The sequence below is a fragment of the Streptococcus gingivalis genome (genome assembly GCF_035544715.1).
Lineage (GTDB): Bacteria > Bacillota > Bacilli > Lactobacillales > Streptococcaceae > Streptococcus > Streptococcus gingivalis.
In genome coordinates, this window is the sequence record NZ_JAYKTO010000002.1 from 815,435 (window position 1) to 833,709 (window position 18,275).

General features: G+C 42.5%; 21 protein-coding genes. 19 read left to right on the top strand and 2 right to left on the bottom strand.

All coding sequences use genetic code 11. The annotated features are described in order from the left end of the window. Positions 1 to 32: 32 nt before the first annotated feature. The 9 genes from upp to SM122_RS10390 all read left to right on the top strand — a co-directional run bounded on the left by upp (position 33) and on the right by SM122_RS10390 (position 7,684). Positions 33 to 662, top strand: coding sequence for a uracil phosphoribosyltransferase (gene upp, locus SM122_RS10350; protein ID WP_003005574.1), 630 nt, complete (start codon positions 33 to 35; stop codon positions 660 to 662). A gap of 129 nt (positions 663 to 791) precedes the next feature. Next, positions 792 to 1,382: an ATP-dependent Clp protease proteolytic subunit ClpP gene (gene clpP, locus SM122_RS10355; protein WP_021153673.1), complete on the top strand. Its 591-nt coding sequence runs from the start codon at positions 792 to 794 to the stop codon at positions 1,380 to 1,382. A 277-nt stretch (positions 1,383 to 1,659) separates the two neighbouring features. After that, positions 1,660 to 1,938 carry a DUF2129 domain-containing protein gene (locus SM122_RS10360; RefSeq protein WP_003013098.1) on the top strand — a complete coding sequence of 93 codons (279 nt, stop codon included), beginning with the start codon at positions 1,660 to 1,662 and terminating at the stop codon, positions 1,936 to 1,938. A 107-nt stretch (positions 1,939 to 2,045) separates the two neighbouring features. Further along, positions 2,046 to 3,203 (top strand): ABC transporter substrate-binding protein, encoded by a 1,158-nt coding sequence (locus SM122_RS10365; protein WP_324738337.1) that lies wholly within the window; start codon positions 2,046 to 2,048, stop codon positions 3,201 to 3,203. A gap of 81 nt (positions 3,204 to 3,284) precedes the next feature. Further along, on the top strand, positions 3,285 to 4,154 hold the full coding sequence (locus SM122_RS10370) for a branched-chain amino acid ABC transporter permease (RefSeq protein WP_155170044.1): 870 nt from the start codon (positions 3,285 to 3,287) through the stop codon (positions 4,152 to 4,154). Positions 4,155 to 4,157: 3 nt separating this feature from the next. Next, entirely contained in the window at positions 4,158 to 5,105 is a 948-nt protein-coding gene (locus tag SM122_RS10375; protein WP_024056313.1) for a branched-chain amino acid ABC transporter permease, read from the top strand. Further along, entirely contained in the window at positions 5,105 to 5,869 is a 765-nt protein-coding gene (locus SM122_RS10380; RefSeq protein WP_003013488.1) for an ABC transporter ATP-binding protein, read from the top strand. Before SM122_RS10375 ends, SM122_RS10380 begins: the two co-directional genes overlap by 1 nt. Then, positions 5,869 to 6,579 carry an ABC transporter ATP-binding protein gene (locus SM122_RS10385; RefSeq protein ID WP_003005434.1) on the top strand — a complete coding sequence of 237 codons (711 nt, stop codon included), beginning with the start codon at positions 5,869 to 5,871 and terminating at the stop codon, positions 6,577 to 6,579. Before SM122_RS10380 ends, SM122_RS10385 begins: the two co-directional genes overlap by 1 nt. Before the next feature lie 448 nt (positions 6,580 to 7,027). Beyond that, complete coding sequence (locus SM122_RS10390) at positions 7,028 to 7,684, top strand: CBS domain-containing protein (protein WP_003005183.1); 657 nt, start codon at positions 7,028 to 7,030, stop codon at positions 7,682 to 7,684. A 42-nt stretch (positions 7,685 to 7,726) separates the two neighbouring features. Here the strand turns inward: SM122_RS10390 and SM122_RS10395 are convergent, their stop codons facing one another. Beyond that, positions 7,727 to 8,614: a YitT family protein gene (locus tag SM122_RS10395; RefSeq protein WP_195326739.1), complete on the bottom strand. Its 888-nt coding sequence runs from the start codon at positions 8,612 to 8,614 to the stop codon at positions 7,727 to 7,729. A 149-nt stretch (positions 8,615 to 8,763) separates the two neighbouring features. On the opposite strand from SM122_RS10395, the gene tmk reads away from it, so the two are divergent. From tmk to SM122_RS10435, 8 genes are all read left to right on the top strand, one after another. Continuing rightward, positions 8,764 to 9,402, top strand: a complete 639-nt coding sequence (tmk, locus tag SM122_RS10400) for a dTMP kinase (RefSeq protein WP_003004942.1) — start codon at positions 8,764 to 8,766, stop codon at positions 9,400 to 9,402. After that, the gene (locus tag SM122_RS10405; RefSeq protein ID WP_049485953.1) at positions 9,399 to 10,292 is read left to right on the top strand and encodes a DNA polymerase III subunit delta'; all 894 of its coding nucleotides are present in this window, start codon (positions 9,399 to 9,401) and stop codon (positions 10,290 to 10,292) included. Before tmk ends, SM122_RS10405 begins: the two co-directional genes overlap by 4 nt. Before the next feature lie 9 nt (positions 10,293 to 10,301). Then, positions 10,302 to 10,622: a DNA replication initiation control protein YabA gene (gene yabA, locus SM122_RS10410; protein WP_003005416.1), complete on the top strand. Its 321-nt coding sequence runs from the start codon at positions 10,302 to 10,304 to the stop codon at positions 10,620 to 10,622. Between the two features lie 2 nt (positions 10,623 to 10,624). After that, positions 10,625 to 11,482, top strand: coding sequence for a 16S rRNA (cytidine(1402)-2'-O)-methyltransferase (rsmI, locus tag SM122_RS10415; RefSeq protein WP_195189443.1), 858 nt, complete (start codon positions 10,625 to 10,627; stop codon positions 11,480 to 11,482). A 17-nt stretch (positions 11,483 to 11,499) separates the two neighbouring features. Further along, positions 11,500 to 12,081: a GNAT family N-acetyltransferase gene (locus SM122_RS10420; RefSeq protein ID WP_195326740.1), complete on the top strand. Its 582-nt coding sequence runs from the start codon at positions 11,500 to 11,502 to the stop codon at positions 12,079 to 12,081. Continuing rightward, positions 12,065 to 12,556, top strand: coding sequence for a methylated-DNA--[protein]-cysteine S-methyltransferase (locus SM122_RS10425; RefSeq protein WP_195326741.1), 492 nt, complete (start codon positions 12,065 to 12,067; stop codon positions 12,554 to 12,556). The genes SM122_RS10420 and SM122_RS10425 overlap by 17 nt, the downstream gene beginning before the upstream one ends. Before the next feature lie 5 nt (positions 12,557 to 12,561). Next, positions 12,562 to 12,915, top strand: coding sequence for an arsenate reductase family protein (locus SM122_RS10430; RefSeq protein WP_195326742.1), 354 nt, complete (start codon positions 12,562 to 12,564; stop codon positions 12,913 to 12,915). A gap of 84 nt (positions 12,916 to 12,999) precedes the next feature. Then, a complete protein-coding gene (locus SM122_RS10435) occupies positions 13,000 to 14,541 on the top strand; it encodes an ABC-F family ATP-binding cassette domain-containing protein (RefSeq protein WP_049488524.1) in 1,542 nt (513 codons plus the stop codon). 299 nt (positions 14,542 to 14,840) lie between these two features. Here SM122_RS10435 and SM122_RS10440 read toward each other — a convergent pair whose 3' ends face one another. Beyond that, complete coding sequence (locus tag SM122_RS10440; protein WP_195326743.1) at positions 14,841 to 15,686, bottom strand: peptidylprolyl isomerase; 846 nt, start codon at positions 15,684 to 15,686, stop codon at positions 14,841 to 14,843. 239 nt (positions 15,687 to 15,925) lie between these two features. On the opposite strand from SM122_RS10440, the gene SM122_RS10445 reads away from it, so the two are divergent. Beyond that, the gene (locus tag SM122_RS10445) at positions 15,926 to 16,690 is read left to right on the top strand and encodes a hypothetical protein (protein ID WP_195326744.1); all 765 of its coding nucleotides are present in this window, start codon (positions 15,926 to 15,928) and stop codon (positions 16,688 to 16,690) included. 63 nt (positions 16,691 to 16,753) lie between these two features. After that, positions 16,754 to 17,257, top strand: a complete 504-nt coding sequence (locus SM122_RS10450) for a hypothetical protein (protein ID WP_195326745.1) — start codon at positions 16,754 to 16,756, stop codon at positions 17,255 to 17,257. Positions 17,258 to 18,275 lie beyond the last annotated feature (1,018 nt).

Consider the following 18,275-nt stretch of genomic DNA (forward strand, 5'->3'; position numbering starts at 1 on the left):
AAAAATAACAGCTTAGAAAGAAGGATCTCAAAATGGGAAAATTAGAAGTTATTACACATCCACTGATTCAACACAAATTGTCTATTCTCCGCCGCACGGATACCTCTACGAAGGCCTTTCGTGAATTGGTAGATGAAATTGCTATGTTGATGGGCTACGAAGTGTTGCGTGAATTGCCTCTTGAAGATGTTGAAATTGAAACTCCTATTACTAAAACCGTTCAAAAGCAAATCGCAGGGAAGAAATTGGCTATTGTCCCAATTCTTCGTGCAGGGATTGGGATGGTCGATGGTCTCTTGAGTTTGGTACCAGCTGCTAAGGTTGGCCATATCGGGATGTACCGTGATGAAGAAACCTTGAAACCAGTTGAATACTTGGTGAAATTGCCAGAAGATATTGATCAACGTCGTATCTTTGTAGTAGACCCGATGCTTGCTACGGGTGGATCCGCTATTCTAGCTATTGATTCCTTGAAAAAACGTGGCGCTAGCCATATCAAATTTGTCTGTCTAGTATCAGCGCCAGAAGGGGTGAAAGCTCTTCAAGAAGCTCACCCAGATGTTGATATCTTTACAGCAGCCCTCGATGATCATTTGAATGAACATGGCTACATTGTTCCTGGTCTTGGAGATGCAGGTGACCGTTTATTCGGTACCAAATAAAGAAACCATTCATTATAAGTTCGAAAGGTGCTTAAGATTTGACCTTTTTTGACCATTAGTTTATAATAGCACATATACTTTGAACCTCACGAATCGTGAGAATGAATGGATGCTAAAGGAGAAGAATAGATGATTCCAGTAGTTATTGAACAAACCAGTCGTGGAGAACGTTCTTACGATATTTATTCCCGTCTGTTGAAAGATCGAATTATCATGGTAACAGGACCAGTTGAGGACCAAATGGCTAACTCCATTATCGCTCAATTGCTCTTCTTGGATGCCCAAGATAATACAAAAGATATCTATATGTATATCAATACCCCAGGTGGCTCTGTCTCTGCAGGTCTTGCCATCGTAGATACCATGAACTTTATCAAGTCAGATGTCCAAACCATTGTTATGGGGATGGCAGCTTCTATGGGAACTATTATCGCTTCAAGCGGTGCGAAGGGCAAACGCTTCATGTTGCCAAATGCAGAGTACATGATTCACCAACCAATGGGTGGTACTGGTGGTGGTACCCAACAAACCGATATGGCGATTGCAGCAGAACACTTGCTCAAAACACGGAATAACTTGGAAAAAATCCTTGCGGAAAATTCAGGTCAATCCATTGAAAAAGTGCATGCTGATGCTGAACGTGACAATTGGATGAGCGCGCAAGAAACACTTGAATATGGCTTTATTGATGAAATCATGGCCAATAATAAATTGGGTTAAACCATCCTGTGGGAAGGTCCGTCAAGAGGCTGGGACAAAAGTCCTAGCCTCTCAATTATTTTTGGATTGTCGAGCAAAACGCAGTGGTTGAGTGGGCTCTACTACGCTGATTTCATCAGCTTTTACAGCCCTACTCAACTGTGCGGAGGTGGGACGACGAAATCGAATTCTAACGAATTACCGATTTCTGTCCCACTCTCTTTTTTGCTCTCATAAAAGAGTAGTTCTTTTTCTTGAAATTTGATATACTAGTAACAGAACGAGAAAGGGATTGACCATGTTTGAGAAACAAGAAAGAACAGGCTTGATTGTTAAATTGTATTACAATCGAGACGGGAAAAAATTACAATCTGTCGGAGATGTCTTGTACCATTCTAAGAAATGCCGTTATGTCCAATTGTATGTGGACAGTGACAAGGCCGATCAAGTCATGGAAGACTTAAAGAAAGAACGTTATGTCAAAAAGGTCTTGCCTTGCCATCTTAAAGATTTAGATACAGATTTTGTGGGGAGTTTGCAACGATTGGAGACCCCATCTGTGGTCACAGAAGGTTAGAAAACGCAATCATTTGATGGATTGCGTTTTTTTTATTGACAATTGTCAGATAATTCGGTATATTCTTAATGTATTTATTTTAAGATTCATTTAAGGAGATCATTTCAATGAAAAAAAAATTTGCTCTTTCATTTTTAACCATTGCAAGTGTCGCTCTTCTTGCTGCTTGTGGTGAAGTTTCTACTTCAGGTTCAAACACAACTGGTAACGAGATCGGCAAGGAACTAAAAGTCGGTTTTAACTTTGAAAAAACTGGTGAAGTAGCAGCCTACGGTAGCGCTGAACAAAAAGGTGCTCAATTGGCCGTTGATGAAATCAACGCTAAGGGTGGAGCTGACGGTAAGAAGATCGTTGTCACAGATAAAGATAACAAATCTGAAACAGCTGAAGCAGCTACAGTCACTACAAACCTTGTCACTCAATCAAAAGTGAACGCTCTTGTAGGACCTGCAACTTCAGGTGCTACTGCAGCAGCCGTTGCCAATGCTGGTAAAGCAGCTGTGCCATTGGTTACACCATCTGCAACTCAAGATGATTTGACAAAAGGTCAAGATTACCTCTTCCGTGCAACCTTCATCGATAGCTTCCAAGGAAAAATCATTGCTAAGTACACAACTGATAACTTGAAAGCAAAGAAAGTCGTTCTTTACTACGATAACTCATCTGACTATGCGAAAGGGATTGCTGAAGCCTTCAAGAAATCTTACAAAGGTGAAATCGTAGCAACAGAAACATTCCAATCTAAGGATACAGACTTCCAAGCTGCCCTTACAAAAATCAAAGATAAAGACTTCGATGCGATTGTTCTTCCAGGTTACTACACTGAAACTGGTAAGATCGTAAACCAAGCGCGTGGTATGGGAATCAAACAACCAATCATTGGTGGGGATGGATTTAGCGATGCTAAGTTCGTTGAACAAGCAACACCTGCTGCAGCTACAGACATCTACTACGTAGCTGGATTCTCTACTGAAGGTGAAATGACTGATAAAGCCAAGAAATTCGTAGAAGCATACAAAGCGAAATACAATGAAGAACCTTCAATGTTCGCAGCTCTGGCTTATGATTCAGTTTACATGGTTGCAGAAGCATCTAAAGGTGCTAAGAACTCTGTCGAATTGAAAGATAACCTTGCGAAGTTGAAAGACTTGGAAGGTGTGACTGGTACAATGTCAATTGACAAGAACCACAACCCGGTTAAATCAGCTCTTATGATTGGCTTGAAAGATGGTAAAGTCAAATCTGTTGAGTCTGTTAAACCATAATTATCATTTGTTGTTTGTACAAGAGGCTGGGAGAATGAAAATTCCTGGCCTCGCTCTTTATTGTTAGAAAGGATGGTTCAAATGCTCCAGCAATTAGTGAACGGTCTAATCTTGGGGAGTGTCTATGCACTCTTGGCCCTTGGTTATACCATGGTGTATGGAATTATCAAATTGATCAACTTTGCCCATGGGGATATCTACATGGTAGGTGCCTTTATGGGATATTTCTTATTAAATTCATTGAAAGTGAACTTCTTTGTAGCCTTGCTCCTAGCCATGGTCGGGACAGCTATTTTAGGGGTTGTAATTGAATACCTGGCTTATCGTCCGCTTCGACATTCAACTCGGATTGCAGCCTTGATCACAGCCATCGGGGTTTCCTTCTTACTCGAATACGGGATGGTCTTCTTCGTCGGTGCCAATACCCGTTCCTTCCCGCAAGTCATTGAAACGGTTCGTTACAACTTCGGTCCTATTTCAATCTCCAATATTCAGTTGATGATCTTGGGAGTGTCTGTTTTCTTGATGGTTGCTCTTCAATTTATTATTCAAAAGACAAAGATGGGGAAAGCCATGCGGGCTGTATCTGTCGATAGTGATGCCGCTCAATTGATGGGGATTAACGTAAACCGTACGATCAGCTTTACCTTTGCTTTGGGATCAGCCTTGGCTGGTGCTGGTGGTGTCTTGATTGGTTTGTATTACAACTCGATCGAGCCTTTGATGGGGATGACACCAGGGATCAAAGCCTTTGTCGCAGCCGTTCTTGGAGGAATCGGAATCATTCCAGGTGCTGCTCTAGGTGGATTTGTTATCGGTTTGTTGGAAACCTTCGCTACAGCGATCGGTCTTTCAGACTTCCGTGATGCCATTGTGTATGCCATCTTGATTGTGATCTTGCTCATCCGTCCAGCAGGTATCCTCGGTAAAAATGTGAAAGAGAAGGTGTAAGCCATGAAACAAAATTTAAAAGTGAATTTAGTCTGGCTTGGTCTTTTGGTCGCAGGTTTTGCCTTGATCCAAGTCTTGGTTGCAGCGGGTGTGCTCAACCTCTTCTATATCCAAATTTTAGAACAAATTGGAATTAATATTATCCTTGCAGTTGGCTTGAACCTCATTGTTGGTTTCTCAGGTCAATTCTCACTCGGACATGCCGGATTTATGGCGATTGGTGCCTACTCTGCAGCCATTCTCGGTTCCAAATCACCAACCTACGGGGCTTTCTTTGGCGCGATGGTTTTAGGTGCTTTGATTGCTGGTGTTGTTGCCTTGATCGTTGGGGTTCCGACTCTTCGGTTGAAAGGGGACTACCTAGCGATTGCGACACTTGGGGTTTCTGAAATCATCCGGATCTTGATCGTTAATGGTGGTACTCTAACAAATGGTGCTGCTGGGATCCTTGGTTTGCCAGCCTTTACAACTTGGCAATTGGTTTACCTCTTTGTTGTCATTACAACGATCTTTACGATTAACTTCTTACGCAGTCCAATTGGACGCTCTACCCTTTCTGTTCGTGAAGATGAAATCGCAGCAGAATCTGTTGGGATCAATACGACCAAAGTCAAAGTCATTGCCTTTGTATTTGGTGCGATCACAGCGGCGATTGCTGGATCTCTCCAAGCCGGCTTTATCGGCTCTGTTGTACCTAAAGATTACTCTTTCACCAATACTATTAATGTCTTGATCATTGTCGTATTTGGTGGTTTGGGATCAATGTCAGGAACAGTTGTGGCAGCCATCGTCTTGGGTATCTTGAACATGGTGCTTCAAGATTTCTCAAGCATCCGTATGATCATTTACTCATTGGCTTTGATTCTCGTGATGATCTTCCGTCCAGGTGGTCTTCTTGGAACATGGGAATTCAGCTTGAAAAAACTACTCTCAAAAAAGGAGGCTAACTAATGGCACTTCTTGAAGTAAAAAATTTAACAAAAAACTTTGGTGGTTTGACAGCCGTTGGGGATGTGACCATGGAACTCAATGAAGGGGAATTGGTTGGTTTGATCGGACCCAACGGTGCCGGGAAAACAACCCTCTTCAACCTCCTAACAGGGGTATATGAACCAAGTGAAGGGACCATTACCTTAGATGGTCAGTTGCTAAATGGTAAAGCACCATATAAAATCGCTGCAGGTGGTCTGGGACGTACTTTCCAAAATATTCGTCTCTTTAAAGATTTGAGCGTGTTGGACAATGTTTTGATTGCCTTTGCTAATCACCACAAACCACATGTCTTTGCGAGTCTTTTCCGCTTGCCAAGCTATTACAAGAATGAAGAAGCTTTGAAAGCGAAAGCCCTTGAATTGTTAGCGATTTTTGATTTGGAAAAAGAAGCAGATACCTTGGCCAAAAACTTAGCTTACGGACAACAACGTCACTTGGAGATCGTTCGTGCCCTTGCTACAGAGCCAAAAATCCTCTTCTTGGATGAGCCTGCTGCAGGGATGAACCCTCAAGAAACAGCAGAATTGACCCAATTGATCCGTCGCATTCAAAAAGAATTTAATATTACGATCATGCTGATCGAGCACGATATGAGCTTGGTTATGGAAGTAACAGAACGGATTTATGTATTGGAATATGGTCGCTTGATTGCCCATGGTACGCCAGATGAAATCAAGACCAACAAACGCGTAATCGAAGCATATCTAGGAGGTGAAGCCTAATGTCTATGTTAAAAGTTGAAAATCTTTCTGTACACTATGGCATGATCCAGGCTGTCCGTGATGTTAGTTTCGAGGTAAACGAAGGGGAAGTTGTTTCTCTTATCGGTGCTAACGGTGCTGGGAAAACATCCATTCTTCGTACCATTTCAGGTTTGGTGCGTCCAAGTGCTGGGAAAATCGAGTTTTTGGGTCAGGAGATTCAAAAGGTTCCGGCTCAAAAGATTGTAGCAGCAGGACTCTCTCAAGTTCCAGAAGGCCGCCACGTCTTTCCAGGCTTAACTGTTATGGAAAACTTGGAGATGGGCGCTTTCTTGAAGAAAGATCGAGAAGAAAACCAAGCTAACTTGAAGAAAGTCTTCTCCCGTTTCCCACGTTTGGAAGAACGGAAGAACCAAGATGCAGCAACCCTATCTGGTGGGGAACAACAAATGCTTGCAATGGGTCGTGCACTTATGTCAACGCCAAAACTCTTGCTTCTGGATGAACCTTCTATGGGATTGGCCCCAATCTTTATCCAAGAAATTTTTGATATCATCCAAGATATCCAAAAACAAGGGACAACTGTTCTCTTGATCGAGCAAAATGCCAACAAGGCTCTTGCCATCGCAGACCGCGGTTATGTTTTGGAAACAGGGAAAGTCGTTCTTACTGGAACAGGAAAAGAACTCTTAGCCTCAGAAGAAGTCCGCAAGGCCTACCTTGGTGGATAAGATTTCTAAAGTTTTTTGAAAGGAAAAGTTAGCTAAACCTTTCTTCGGATTGATGACAAAGATAATTTAGAAACTTTCCTTAGGTGAGTGCGGACGTCAGCGAACTTCTACGAAGTTCCATGACTTAGTTTTGAAACTAAGGTTTCAAAACTCCCGAGTGCTAGAAACAATAATGTTTCTAGCACTTTTCTCACGGCGGAAAGTTTCAATATACTCCCAAATGATTCAAAAAAAAAGCATAATTTCTATTATGAAGAAACATTAATCTCATTTTATAGGAAAAACAGTTTGAATATGTTCGAAAGAAAGGTCCTGAAGACCTTTCTTTTTTCATCTCTCTTGTTTGATTTTTCTAAATTTTGAAAACAAGAGAAAACTGCTGAAAGCGTTTGAAATCATTCTTAAAATCAAGTATAATAAAACTAATAAAAGCATAGGAGAACTTGTTATGGCTGTTAAAGATTTTATGACACGTAAAGTGGTTTACATTAGTCCAGATACTACAATTGCCCATGCGGCAGATTTGATGCGCGAACAAGGTTTGCACCGTTTGCCAGTCATTGAAAACGATAAATTGGTTGGTTTGGTGACAGAAGGTACGATTGCAGAAGCAAGTCCATCTAAAGCAACAAGCTTGTCTATTTTCGAGATGAACTATCTGTTGAACAAGACTAAGGTTAAAGATGTCATGCTTCGCGATGTCATTACCGTCTCTAAATTTGCCAGCTTAGAAGATGCGACCTACCTCATGTATAAGAACAAGGTGGGAATTCTTCCAGTCGTGGACAATGACCAAGTATCTGGTGTCATCACAGACCGTGATATTTTCCGTGCTTTCCTTGAAGTATCCGGTTATGGAGAAGAAGGAGTTCGTGTTCGCTTTGTGACAGAAGATAAGGTTGGCGTTCTCGAACAAATCATTCACTTGATTGTAGAAGAAGGATATAACATCGCCAATACAGTCAATATCCCAACAAAAGACGATCGTGTGGTTATCGAAGTCCAAATTGATGGGGTGACAGATCTAGAAGGAATCCGTAGTAAATTTGAAGCCAACGGTTTGAAAGTTGATGAAATCACTCGAACAACCGCAAAAGCTATTTAATAAAAAATCAGGCTGGATTGTCATCCAGCCTGATTTTTTCTATTAACGGGTAATGGGTTGTTTTTCTTTATCTAAAGTAAAGCCTTCGCCGAGAATTTCATGGGCTTCTGAAATGGTGATAAAGGCGAATGGATCGATCTGATTGATGATGTCTTTCATTTGTTTCATCTCATTCCGTGAAACGACACAGTAGACGATATCCAGATCTTTACGGCTGTAATAGCCCATTCCACGGATAAAGGTAATCCCGCGACCCAGATCGTCAGAAACCTTTTTGGCAATTTCTTCTGGTTTAGATGTGACGATAAGGAAGCCTTTTCCAGCAAAACCACCTTCTCCAATCAAGTCGATCACAAGAGTATCAATCAGGATAAAGAAGAGGGTATACATAGCTGTACGGACATCTTGGAAGACTACGACAACAGTTATCAGAACAATGGCATCGACAATCAACATGAGTTTTCCCATGGTGAGGGAAGTGTATTTGTTAAAGATGCGAGCGAGGATATCTGTTCCTCCAGTGGTTCCTCCAGCATTGAAGATGATCCCTAGCCCCAAACCAAGTACAACCCCTGAGGCGATACAGGCAAGCAGAATATCTCCTTTAAAGGCGTTAAAGATGAAGTGATGGTAGCGGTGGCTGAGGGGTATCGCTTCAAAAATCGCCATCCAAGCGGAAACCGAGAAAGTCCCCAGTAAGCTCAGATAAAGAGATTTCTTGCCCAGCAGTTTCCAAGCTAGAACGAAGAGAGGGATATTGATCAGCAAGTTCATTAGGGATACGGGGATTTTGAAGAGGTAATAGGTGATCAAGGTAATCCCTGTCGCTCCTCCTTCATAGAAGTGAAAGGGAATGACCAAAAAATAGATCCCAAACGAAAAAATGCCGGCCCCCAAGATGATAGCCAGAATATCTTTAAATTTAAACATGATAGGTTGTCTCCTAAAACTTTATAAGATCATTGTAACAAAAAAGTGAAAAAATGAAAATGACTTTGAAAAATTTTCTCTCCTAAAATACAAGATTTTTACCCTTATTTTTGGTAAAATAAAAAGAAGAAAACTAGAAAGAGGATACTATGGTAAACGGTACATTAATTTCATTTGAAGGTCCAGAAGGAGCGGGGAAATCATCGGTCCTAGAAGCCGTTTTGCCTCTACTTGAAGAAAAAGGAATTCCTTTTATTACAACCCGTGAACCAGGCGGTGTAGACATTGCAGAAAAGATCCGCCAAGTCATTTTAGATCCAGACCATACTAGTATGGATGCCAAGACAGAGTTGTTGCTTTATATTGCTAGTCGCCGGCAGCATTTGGTGGAACGTGTCTTGCCAGCCCTTGCAGCTGGGAAGGTTGTCTTGATGGACCGCTTTATTGATAGCTCGGTCGCTTATCAAGGTTACGGTCGCGGTCTGAGTGTGGAAGATATCGAGTGGCTCAATCAATTTGCGACAGATGGTCTTAAACCAGATCTCACCCTTTACTTTGATTTGGATGTCGAAGAAGGGCTCGCTCGAATTGCGAAAAACCAAGAGCGGGAAGTCAATCGTTTGGATTTGGAAGGATTGGAGCTTCACCAAAAAGTCAGACAGGGTTATTTGGCCTTGTATGAAAAGGAACCAGAGCGCATTGTGAAAATCGATGCCAGTCAATCCTTTGAAGCAGTCTTTGCGGATGTCTTGGCTGTTTTAGAAAATCGCTTGGGGATATTGAAATGAAGCTAGAAGAGATCCAACAGCTCCAGCCAGAATTGGTGGAGCGCTTCACCCAGATCTTAGAACACAAACAACTCAGTCATGCTTATCTTTTTACAGGCTCTTTTGCCAGTTTTGAGATGGCCCTCTTGCTAGCTCAAAGTCAGTTTTGCGAAGACTTGCAGGGAGTCTGGCCTTGTGGCAAATGCCGTTCCTGCCGCTTGATTGAAGAAGAAGAATTCTCAGACGTAAAGATCGTGCGTCCAGTCAACCAGATCATTAAGACGGACCGCATTCGTTCGCTGGTTCAAGACTTTTCTCAATCAGGATTTGAAGGAAGTCGGCAGGTCTTTATCGTCCAAGATGCGGATAAGATGCATACCAATGCGGCCAATTCTCTCTTAAAAGTCATGGAAGAACCCCAGAGTGAGATCTATCTCTTCTTGTTGACATCCGATGAAAACTTGATCTTACCGACTATCAAGAGTCGGGCCCAGCAGGTCCATTTTCCTAAAAAACAAGCCTACCTAACCGAACTGCTAGAAAAAGAAGGCTTGATTAAAACGCAGGCAAGTCTAGTAGCTCGTTTTAGTTTTAGTCTCGAAGAAGCAGAGCAACAAAAAAAGAATGCTACATTTTTTGAACTGGCAAAAGTTTGTGATCAGTTCATCGAACGTTGTCAATCCAATTTGAATCGTGCTTATTTGGAAGTGACCCGCTTAGTGAGCCTAGCAGATGATAAGGAAAAACAAAGCCAGGCCTTTCGTTTGATGGAGTTGGCTTTAGAAGAGCAGTTGCGCTTGAGTAGATCCCAGCAGTTGCTTGAGAAATTGAATCTTGCTCGCACCATGTGGAAGGCCAATGTTTCTTTTCAAAATGCTCTAGAATATATGGTTTTGAGCTTAGAAAGTTAAGGAGTCAGAATGAATAAAAAAGAATTATTTGATGCTTTAGACGGCTTTTCTCAGAATTTGTTGGTCACCTTGGCTGAAGTCGAAGCCATCAAGAAAAATTTGAAACAAGTCATCGAAGAAAATACAGCGCTTCGCTTAGAAAATGATAAATTGAGAGAGCGTTTGGGGGAAGTTGAGAAGACTTCATCCGCAAAGTCACAACACCATGGCCGTGAAAATTTGCAACGTATTTACAACGACGGTTTTCATATCTGCACATATTCCTACGGTCAACGCCGTGAGAACGATGAAGAGTGTATGTTTTGTGACGAGTTGTTATTTAGGGAGTAAGCATGCAGATCCAACGAAGTTTTAAAGGGGAAAAGAAAACAGGGGTGCTTTACCTGGTCCCAACACCGATCGGTAACCGGGAGGATATGAGTTACCGCATGGTCCAGACCTTAAAAGATGTGGACCTGATCGCAGCTGAGGATACTAGAAATACAGGCCTCTTGCTCAAGCATTTTGAGATTGCGACACCCCAGACTAGCTTTCATGAGCACAATGCCATGGAGAAAATTCCAGATCTGATCACCTATTTAGAATCCGGAAAGGATGTGGCGCAAGTCTCAGATGCAGGACTTCCTAGTATTTCTGATCCTGGTCATGATTTGGTCAAGGCAGCGATTGAACGCGAGATTCCTGTCGTAGCTGTGCCTGGTCCTAGTGCAGGTATAACGGGTTTGATTGCCAGTGGCCTAGCCCCTCAACCTCATATTTTTTATGGATTTCTGCCTCGCAAAGAGGGGCAACAAAAGGCCTTTTTCCAAGAAAAAGTGGCCTATCCTGAGACCCAGATCTTTTATGAATCTCCCCATCGAGTGAAGGCAACCCTAGAGAATATGTTGGCTGTCTATGGGGATCGTCCTGTCGTATTGGTTCGTGAATTAACCAAGATCTACGAGGAATATACTCGCGGCAGTATTTCTGAGTTAGTCGCATTTCTGGAAGAAAATCCTCTTAAAGGGGAGTGCCTCTTGATTGTCGAAGGAGCCAAGGAAGAAGAGCTAGACCTAGAAGAGGTCGACTTGATCCAAGAGATCGATACCTTGGTCCAAGAGGGTATGAAGAAAAATCAAGCAATTAAACAGGTCGCCAAACAATACGGCCTGCAAAAGAGTGAGCTCTATGCTCGTTACCATCAAGACTAGGAAAGGTTGGAAGCAGGATGGAAATTAGAATGGCTTATCCCAATGAGATCAAGCGAATTATGGAAATCATCCAAGATGCCAAGGAAAGCCTGGCTCAAAGACAGGTCGACCAGTGGCAGGATGGCTATCCAGATGAAGAGATCATTTTTGAGGATATTCTAGAAAGTCGAGGCTATGTGGCCGTTGAAGATCAGGAAGTTGTCGCCTATGCAGCTGTCTACAAGGGCAACGAAGCGGCCTATAATGAGATTTACGATGGCAAGTGGGAGCATGACAACTATATGTATGTCACTTTTCACCGTGTCGCTGTAGCCAAAGAAGCTGCTGGCAAAGGGGTGGCTCAGACCTTCCTTCAAGGTTTAATCGAAGGAGAAAAAGGCCCAGATTTCCGTTGCGATACGCACCCGAATAATCTGGTCATGCAACATTTGCTTGAAAAATTGGGCTACCATTATTGTGGAAAGGTCCCTATTGATGGAGTCCGTCTGGCTTATCAAAAGATCAAACGAAAAGCAGAAACTAGTCTATTCCAAGTGGTCTCAGAAGAGGACCGCTGGGACCAAAGAGCGGAAGCAGCCTACAATGACTCTCTATCTTAAACAATTTTATGAAAGCCCTATGGGGCTTCTTTCGATCGTTGTCAGTGAAGAAGGCCTTGTTGAGCTTGATTTTTATGATCCGAAAGAGGAGGCGCCTGATCCCTATGGGGCGCTGGAACAGGTCCATCCCTACCATGAGAAGGTGAAGGAGTGGTTGGACCACTATTTTGCTGGGGATCCAATCGCTATCAGCTTTCCATTAGCACCGCAAGGGACAGCCTTTCAAGAGCGGGTGTGGCGGTTATTGCGAGAGATCCCATATGGTGAGACCAAGACCTATGGCCAGCTTGCCCAGGATCTTTCTTGTGGTTCAGCCCAAGCCGTAGGACAGGCTGTTGGACGCAATCCCTTGACGATCTTAGTCCCTTGCCACCGTGTGATGGGAAAAGATGGACAACTGACGGGCTATGCGTCTGGACTTGATCGCAAACGCTGGCTTTTAAAACACGAAGGAATTACCTGGAAGGAGAAATAAAATCGATGTATACATTTATTGAATACCCAAAATGTTCGACTTGTCGAAAAGCTAAATCAGAATTGGACGGTCTCCAATGTGAGTTCCAAAGCCAAAACATCGTCACAGAAACACCGACTAGCCAAGAATTGCAAGAATGGATGACAGCTTCTGGGCTACCGATCAAGTCTTTCTTCAATACTAGCGGAATGAAATACCGAGAACTCGGTTTGAAAGATAAGGTGGATCAACTGACAGTGAAAGAAGTGGCGGATCTCCTTGCTTCAGACGGTATGCTGATCAAGCGGCCTCTCCTTGTCAAAGACGGAAAAGTTGTTCAAGTGGGCTACCGAAAACCATACGCAGACTTAGGTTTATAAAAGAAAAGGGAGTTGGGCTCCCTTTTCATTTTGCAGTGAAGATGATATAATCATACGAGTGAAATCAATGAAAGAGAGTCAAGCATGAGTATTTTAGAAGTGAAAAATTTGAGTCATGGTTTTGGGGACCGTGCGATTTTTGAGGATGTGTCCTTCCGTTTGTTAAAGGGAGAGCATATTGGTCTTGTCGGGGCCAATGGTGAGGGGAAATCGACCTTCATGAGCATCGTGACTGGTAAGATGCAACCTGACGAAGGCAAGGTGGAGTGGTCTAAGTATGTGACGGCAGGTTACCTGGATCAGCATTCGGTCTTAGAAGAAGGACAAACGGTTCGCGATGTCTTACGGACCGCTTTTGATGAGTTGTTCACAGCTGAAGCTCGCATCAATGACCTCTATATGGCCATGGCGGAAGAGGGAGCCGATGTTGATGCTCTGATGGAAGAGGTTGGAGAACTCCAAGAGCGTCTAGAAAGTCGTGATTTTTATACCTTGGATGCCAAGATTGATGAAGTGGCGCGTGCTCTTGGGGTCATGGACTTTGGCATGGACACGGATGTGACCTCCTTGTCAGGTGGGCAACGGACCAAGGTCCTCTTGGCCAAATTGCTCCTTGAAAAACCAGATATCCTTCTCTTGGACGAGCCGACCAACTACTTGGATGCAGAGCACATCGATTGGCTCAAACGCTATTTGCAAAATTATGAAAATGCCTTTGTCCTTATTTCCCACGATATTCCTTTCTTGAACGATGTGATCAATATCGTCTACCATGTGGAAAATCAGCAGTTAACCCGCTATTCTGGAGACTACTACCAATTCCTTGAAGTCTATGAAATGAAGAAATCGCAATTGGAAGCGGCTTATGAGCGTCAGCAAAAAGAGATTGCTGATTTGAAAGATTTCGTAGCCCGCAATAAGGCGCGTGTGGCTACACGGAATATGGCCATGTCTCGTCAGAAGAAGCTAGACAAAATGGAACTCATTGAGCTGCAAAGTGAGAAACCAAAGCCATCCTTTGAATTTAAAAATGCCCGGACTCCAGGCCGTTTTATCTTCCAGGCCAAGGATCTCCAGATTGGCTATGACCGTCCTTTGACCAAGCCTTTGAATCTAACATTTGAACGCAATCAAAAGGTAGCCATCATCGGAGCTAACGGGATCGGGAAAACCACTCTCTTGAAGAGCTTGCTAGGAATCATCCCACCGATTGCTGGAGAAGTAGAGCGGGGAGATTACCTAGAACTTGGCTACTTTGAGCAAGAGGTCGAAGGGGGTAATCGTCAGACACCACTTGAAGCAGTCTGGAATGCCTTTCCGGCTCTCAACCAAGCAGAAGTCCGTGCCGCCCTTGCTCGCTGTGGTTTGACCACCAAACATATCGAGAGCCAAATCCAGGTGCTATCCGGTGGAGAGCAAGCCAAGGTACGCTTCTGTCTCTTGATGAACCGTGAAAACAATGTCTTGGTACTAGATGAGCCGACCAACCACTTGGATGTGGATGCCAAAGATGAATTGAAACGGGCTCTGAAAGAGTACAAGGGATCGATTCTCATGGTTTGCCACGAGCCAGATTTCTATGAAGGCTGGATGGACCAAATCTGGGACTTTAATGAATTGACGTAAAGACAAAAAGAGAACCGTTTGGTTCTCTTTTCAGATTCTTCTTAGAAACTTTCCTTAGGTGAGTACGGACGTCAGCGAACTTCTGAGAAGTTCCATGACTAATTATTGAGCCTAAGGTCTCAATAATTCCGTGTGCCTGAAACAAATCTGTTTCAGGCACTTTTCTCACGGCGGAAAGTTTCAGTAGATGAATGACATAAATAATTAGAATTCATTTTTTTACCAATGAATCTATTAGCTAATTTTATGTAAAATGTTTATCAATATCTTAAAAAGAGAACCTCTCGGTTCTCTTTTCATTATTTCTTGAAATTGTAGTCTTTTAAGATCTCGATTTTTTCAATCTTGATGTCTGCTTTTGGTTTGTCCTTATCATCGGTTTCGGCAGAGGCGATTTTATCGACCACATCCATGCCATCGATCACTTGGCCAAAGACAGTGTAGTTACCACCATCGAGGGTTGGATTTCCACCATTTTTATAAGCATCGATGATCTTAGCTGGGAAGCGGTCAGTTGGGAGTTTACTTGAAATATCATCCTTATTTTGGTTGATATAGAATTGACTACCATTGGTATTTGGACCAGAATTGGCCATAGCAAGGGCTCCACGAAGGTTGTAAAGGTATGGAGAATACTCATTCTCAAAACCAGTACCTGAATCTTTGGATTTGTCTTTGCCCTTCCAGATGGATTCGCCACCAGTACCATCTCCTTTAGGATCCCCAGTTTGGATCATAAAGTTGTTAATGACACGGTGGAAAAGTAAGCCATTGTAGTAGCCTTCTTTTGCATGGGTCAAGAAGTTTTCAACTGCAAGTGGGGCATATTTAGGGAAGAGCTTCACAGTGATATCGCCTTCAGTTGTTGTGATTTTAACCTCTGCTTCGTCTTCAGCCACTTCATTTGAGAGTTGTGGGAAGACGGCATTTTCATTGGTCATGGCATCGTTAAAATCTTTGCGCAGTTGTTCTAATTTCTTTTGTTCTTCTTCAATTTTCTTTTGATCTTTTTCACTAGAGCTAGAAGTTGCTGTCTGCTCTGTCTTTTCTTTACTTGAGCTTGAAGAGTTAGCGTCTGTTTTATTGGACGAACAAGCTGTTAAAGCCAAGCCGGAAAATAATAGTAATGCGATTAATTTTTTCATATTCTTCCTTTCCAACATAATTGTCTTTCTCTATTGTACCTTAATTTTGCGATACTTTCAAATCTGGACGGGATTCTCTATTTTCTGAGGTTGTTTCAAGACCGATAATATTTGATAAATCACTAATTAAGAAGTAAGTTGCGTATAGATGGAAAATTCGGTATGATGGGAGATATGTTAATTTGTTTGAAAATGAACGAATTCCCTCAAAAACCGTATCATGAATAGGAGGCTACAAATTGGATTATAAAACTCTACGCAAAAACTATAGACTCTATATTAGATCTGCTGGCATGTTGGCTATGCTTCTGATTTTTTGCATTGGGTTAGTGGTCAGAGATACCCTTCTTCAGACTACTGGCGTCTTATTGGTCCTTGCAGGCTTGGTTTTATTCATCCAATTGCTCAAGAAGAGCTATACCAACAAGTGCAACACCTTGCTCCATGTAGACTTAGATTTAGCTTTTTGGCAGCAATACCTTCAGTTGAACAAGAATGTGAAAAAAGCTATTTCACAGATAGATATGAAGTTAACATCGGTCGCCTATTCGTTTATGATGGGAGATTTTGATATTGTCATAATGGAAGCTAGAGAAGCACTCAGTCAGACGGATTGTCCGCAGAAATATAAGAACTTTTTTGAGAGTTATCTTATTCGTTCGATCGTGCTGACAGATCCTGATTTGTCTAGAGAAGAGCTGGAGGGTCGGTTGAATGAATTGACTATCACAGAACCTACACTAGCTGAGAAAACAAAAAAAGTCTGTCTCGCTCTTTATGATTTAACCATTGCGCAGCAAAGCAATGACTATTTCGAAGATTTAAGCAATGATTTCAAGTACCAGCAGATGGAAATTATCTACTACCAAGCCTTGAATGCCACTCTTAAAGGTGATCAGCACAGAGCCAATGATCTCTTTCACAAGTTAGTCTCAGAAGATGAGTCGCTCTATATCGTTCGAAAGGCTAAACAATACTTGAAGGATGAAGGCAGTCATCTGTAAATCCTCCAATCAAAATAGAGATTAATTGAAAGAGCCTGAAAAAACACAAGGAGTTATTGGAGAATGAATAAGAATTTTAACCAGATGTCATTTGATGAATTGAAATGCTACCGTAGGGAAGGTCTATGGAGATCTTTGGGCTTATTACTGGTCATTACTTTAGTGATTACGGGAATGGTCTTGATGGAAGTGAACCATGTTTCTCCGTCCAATCAGAATCGTTTTCGGGTGATTGGGTTGACAACGGTCATTGCGCTCTTTGGCTACCTGAAGCCTCTGATGGCGGTAAATCGTGTCATGCGAGACCATCCGGATTGGATTAAGAAATCAGGTTTCGGAGCAAAAATTCCCTTGCCTATGGCTTGGCATGTCAAAAGACTTTGCGTCCTTGGAGCGAGTCTACTGGTGATTGGAGTAGGATTTACCTCACTATATAAACCACAAGTCCAACAAACAAATGTACAAGATCAAATCGATATTATTCAAATGGATCATGACTTGGAAAGAGAGCAAAAATTCGACCAAGTTCTAGATACCATCACACCGGAGGATAAAAAATCTGAGTAAGAACCATTTTGGAATTTGAACATCATTGAATATCGTTCTAAACAGCTCTAAAGAACAGTGCCCACTCGGTGCTGTTTTTCTGCTTTCTGCTACAAATTTGTGGAAGAGATTTTACTAGAGAACTAGCTTGGAAATGTGATATAATAAAGGTTATGGCAAACAATAATCAATCAAAAAAAACACGGTCGACAAGACGACTGTCCAAAGCAGAATTAGAAAGAAAAAAAGCAATTCATCGCATGATTGTGACCATTCTGATTAGTCTGGTCTTAATTTTTGCGGCCTTGAAATTGGGGGCAGTAGGGGTCTTAGCCTATAATTTGATCCGTCTTTTTGTCGGAAGTTTGGCTTATTTGGCTATTTTAGCGACCTTCTTCTACCTTTATGCCTTTAAATGGCTGGATAAACACGAAGGGGTGATTTCAGGATTCCTATGCTTCTTTGTTGGGGTTCTTTTGATGTTTCAGGCCTTCTTTGTATCCTCCCTTCATTTAGACAATAATGGAATCAAGGTCACTTTTTCAAGAATCATGGCAGACTTGATTCATCTGCGGGTGGAGAGTTTTGCCGGTGGTGGTATGATCGGTGCCCTTCTTTATGCTCCGATTTCCTTCCTGTTTTCAAATATTGGCTCTTATTTTATCGGTCTTCTCTTTATCGGATTGGGGATCCTCTTGATAAGCCCTTACTCCATCTATGATTTGTTTGAAAAGGGGTCCGAAGCTTTCCATGCTTCTATGGAAAAACGCAAAGAACGTCGCGAGCAGAAATTCCTTGAAAAGGAAGCGAGAGCTGCTGAGGAAGCTGCTGCAGCTGAAAGAGAGCAAGAAGAAGCAAGAGCTGCTCTTCCAACTCCCCTTTCTATGGAAGGGCACCCTGTAGATCCTGAAACAGGAGAAGTGTTGGCGGAAGAGCCCTTTACAGAGTCCTTCCCAGAAGCTGAGATTGTTGCACCAGCAACACCAGAAATCTACCTGCCAGATGAAGAATGGCCGGAAGAGCCTGAAGAATATGAAGA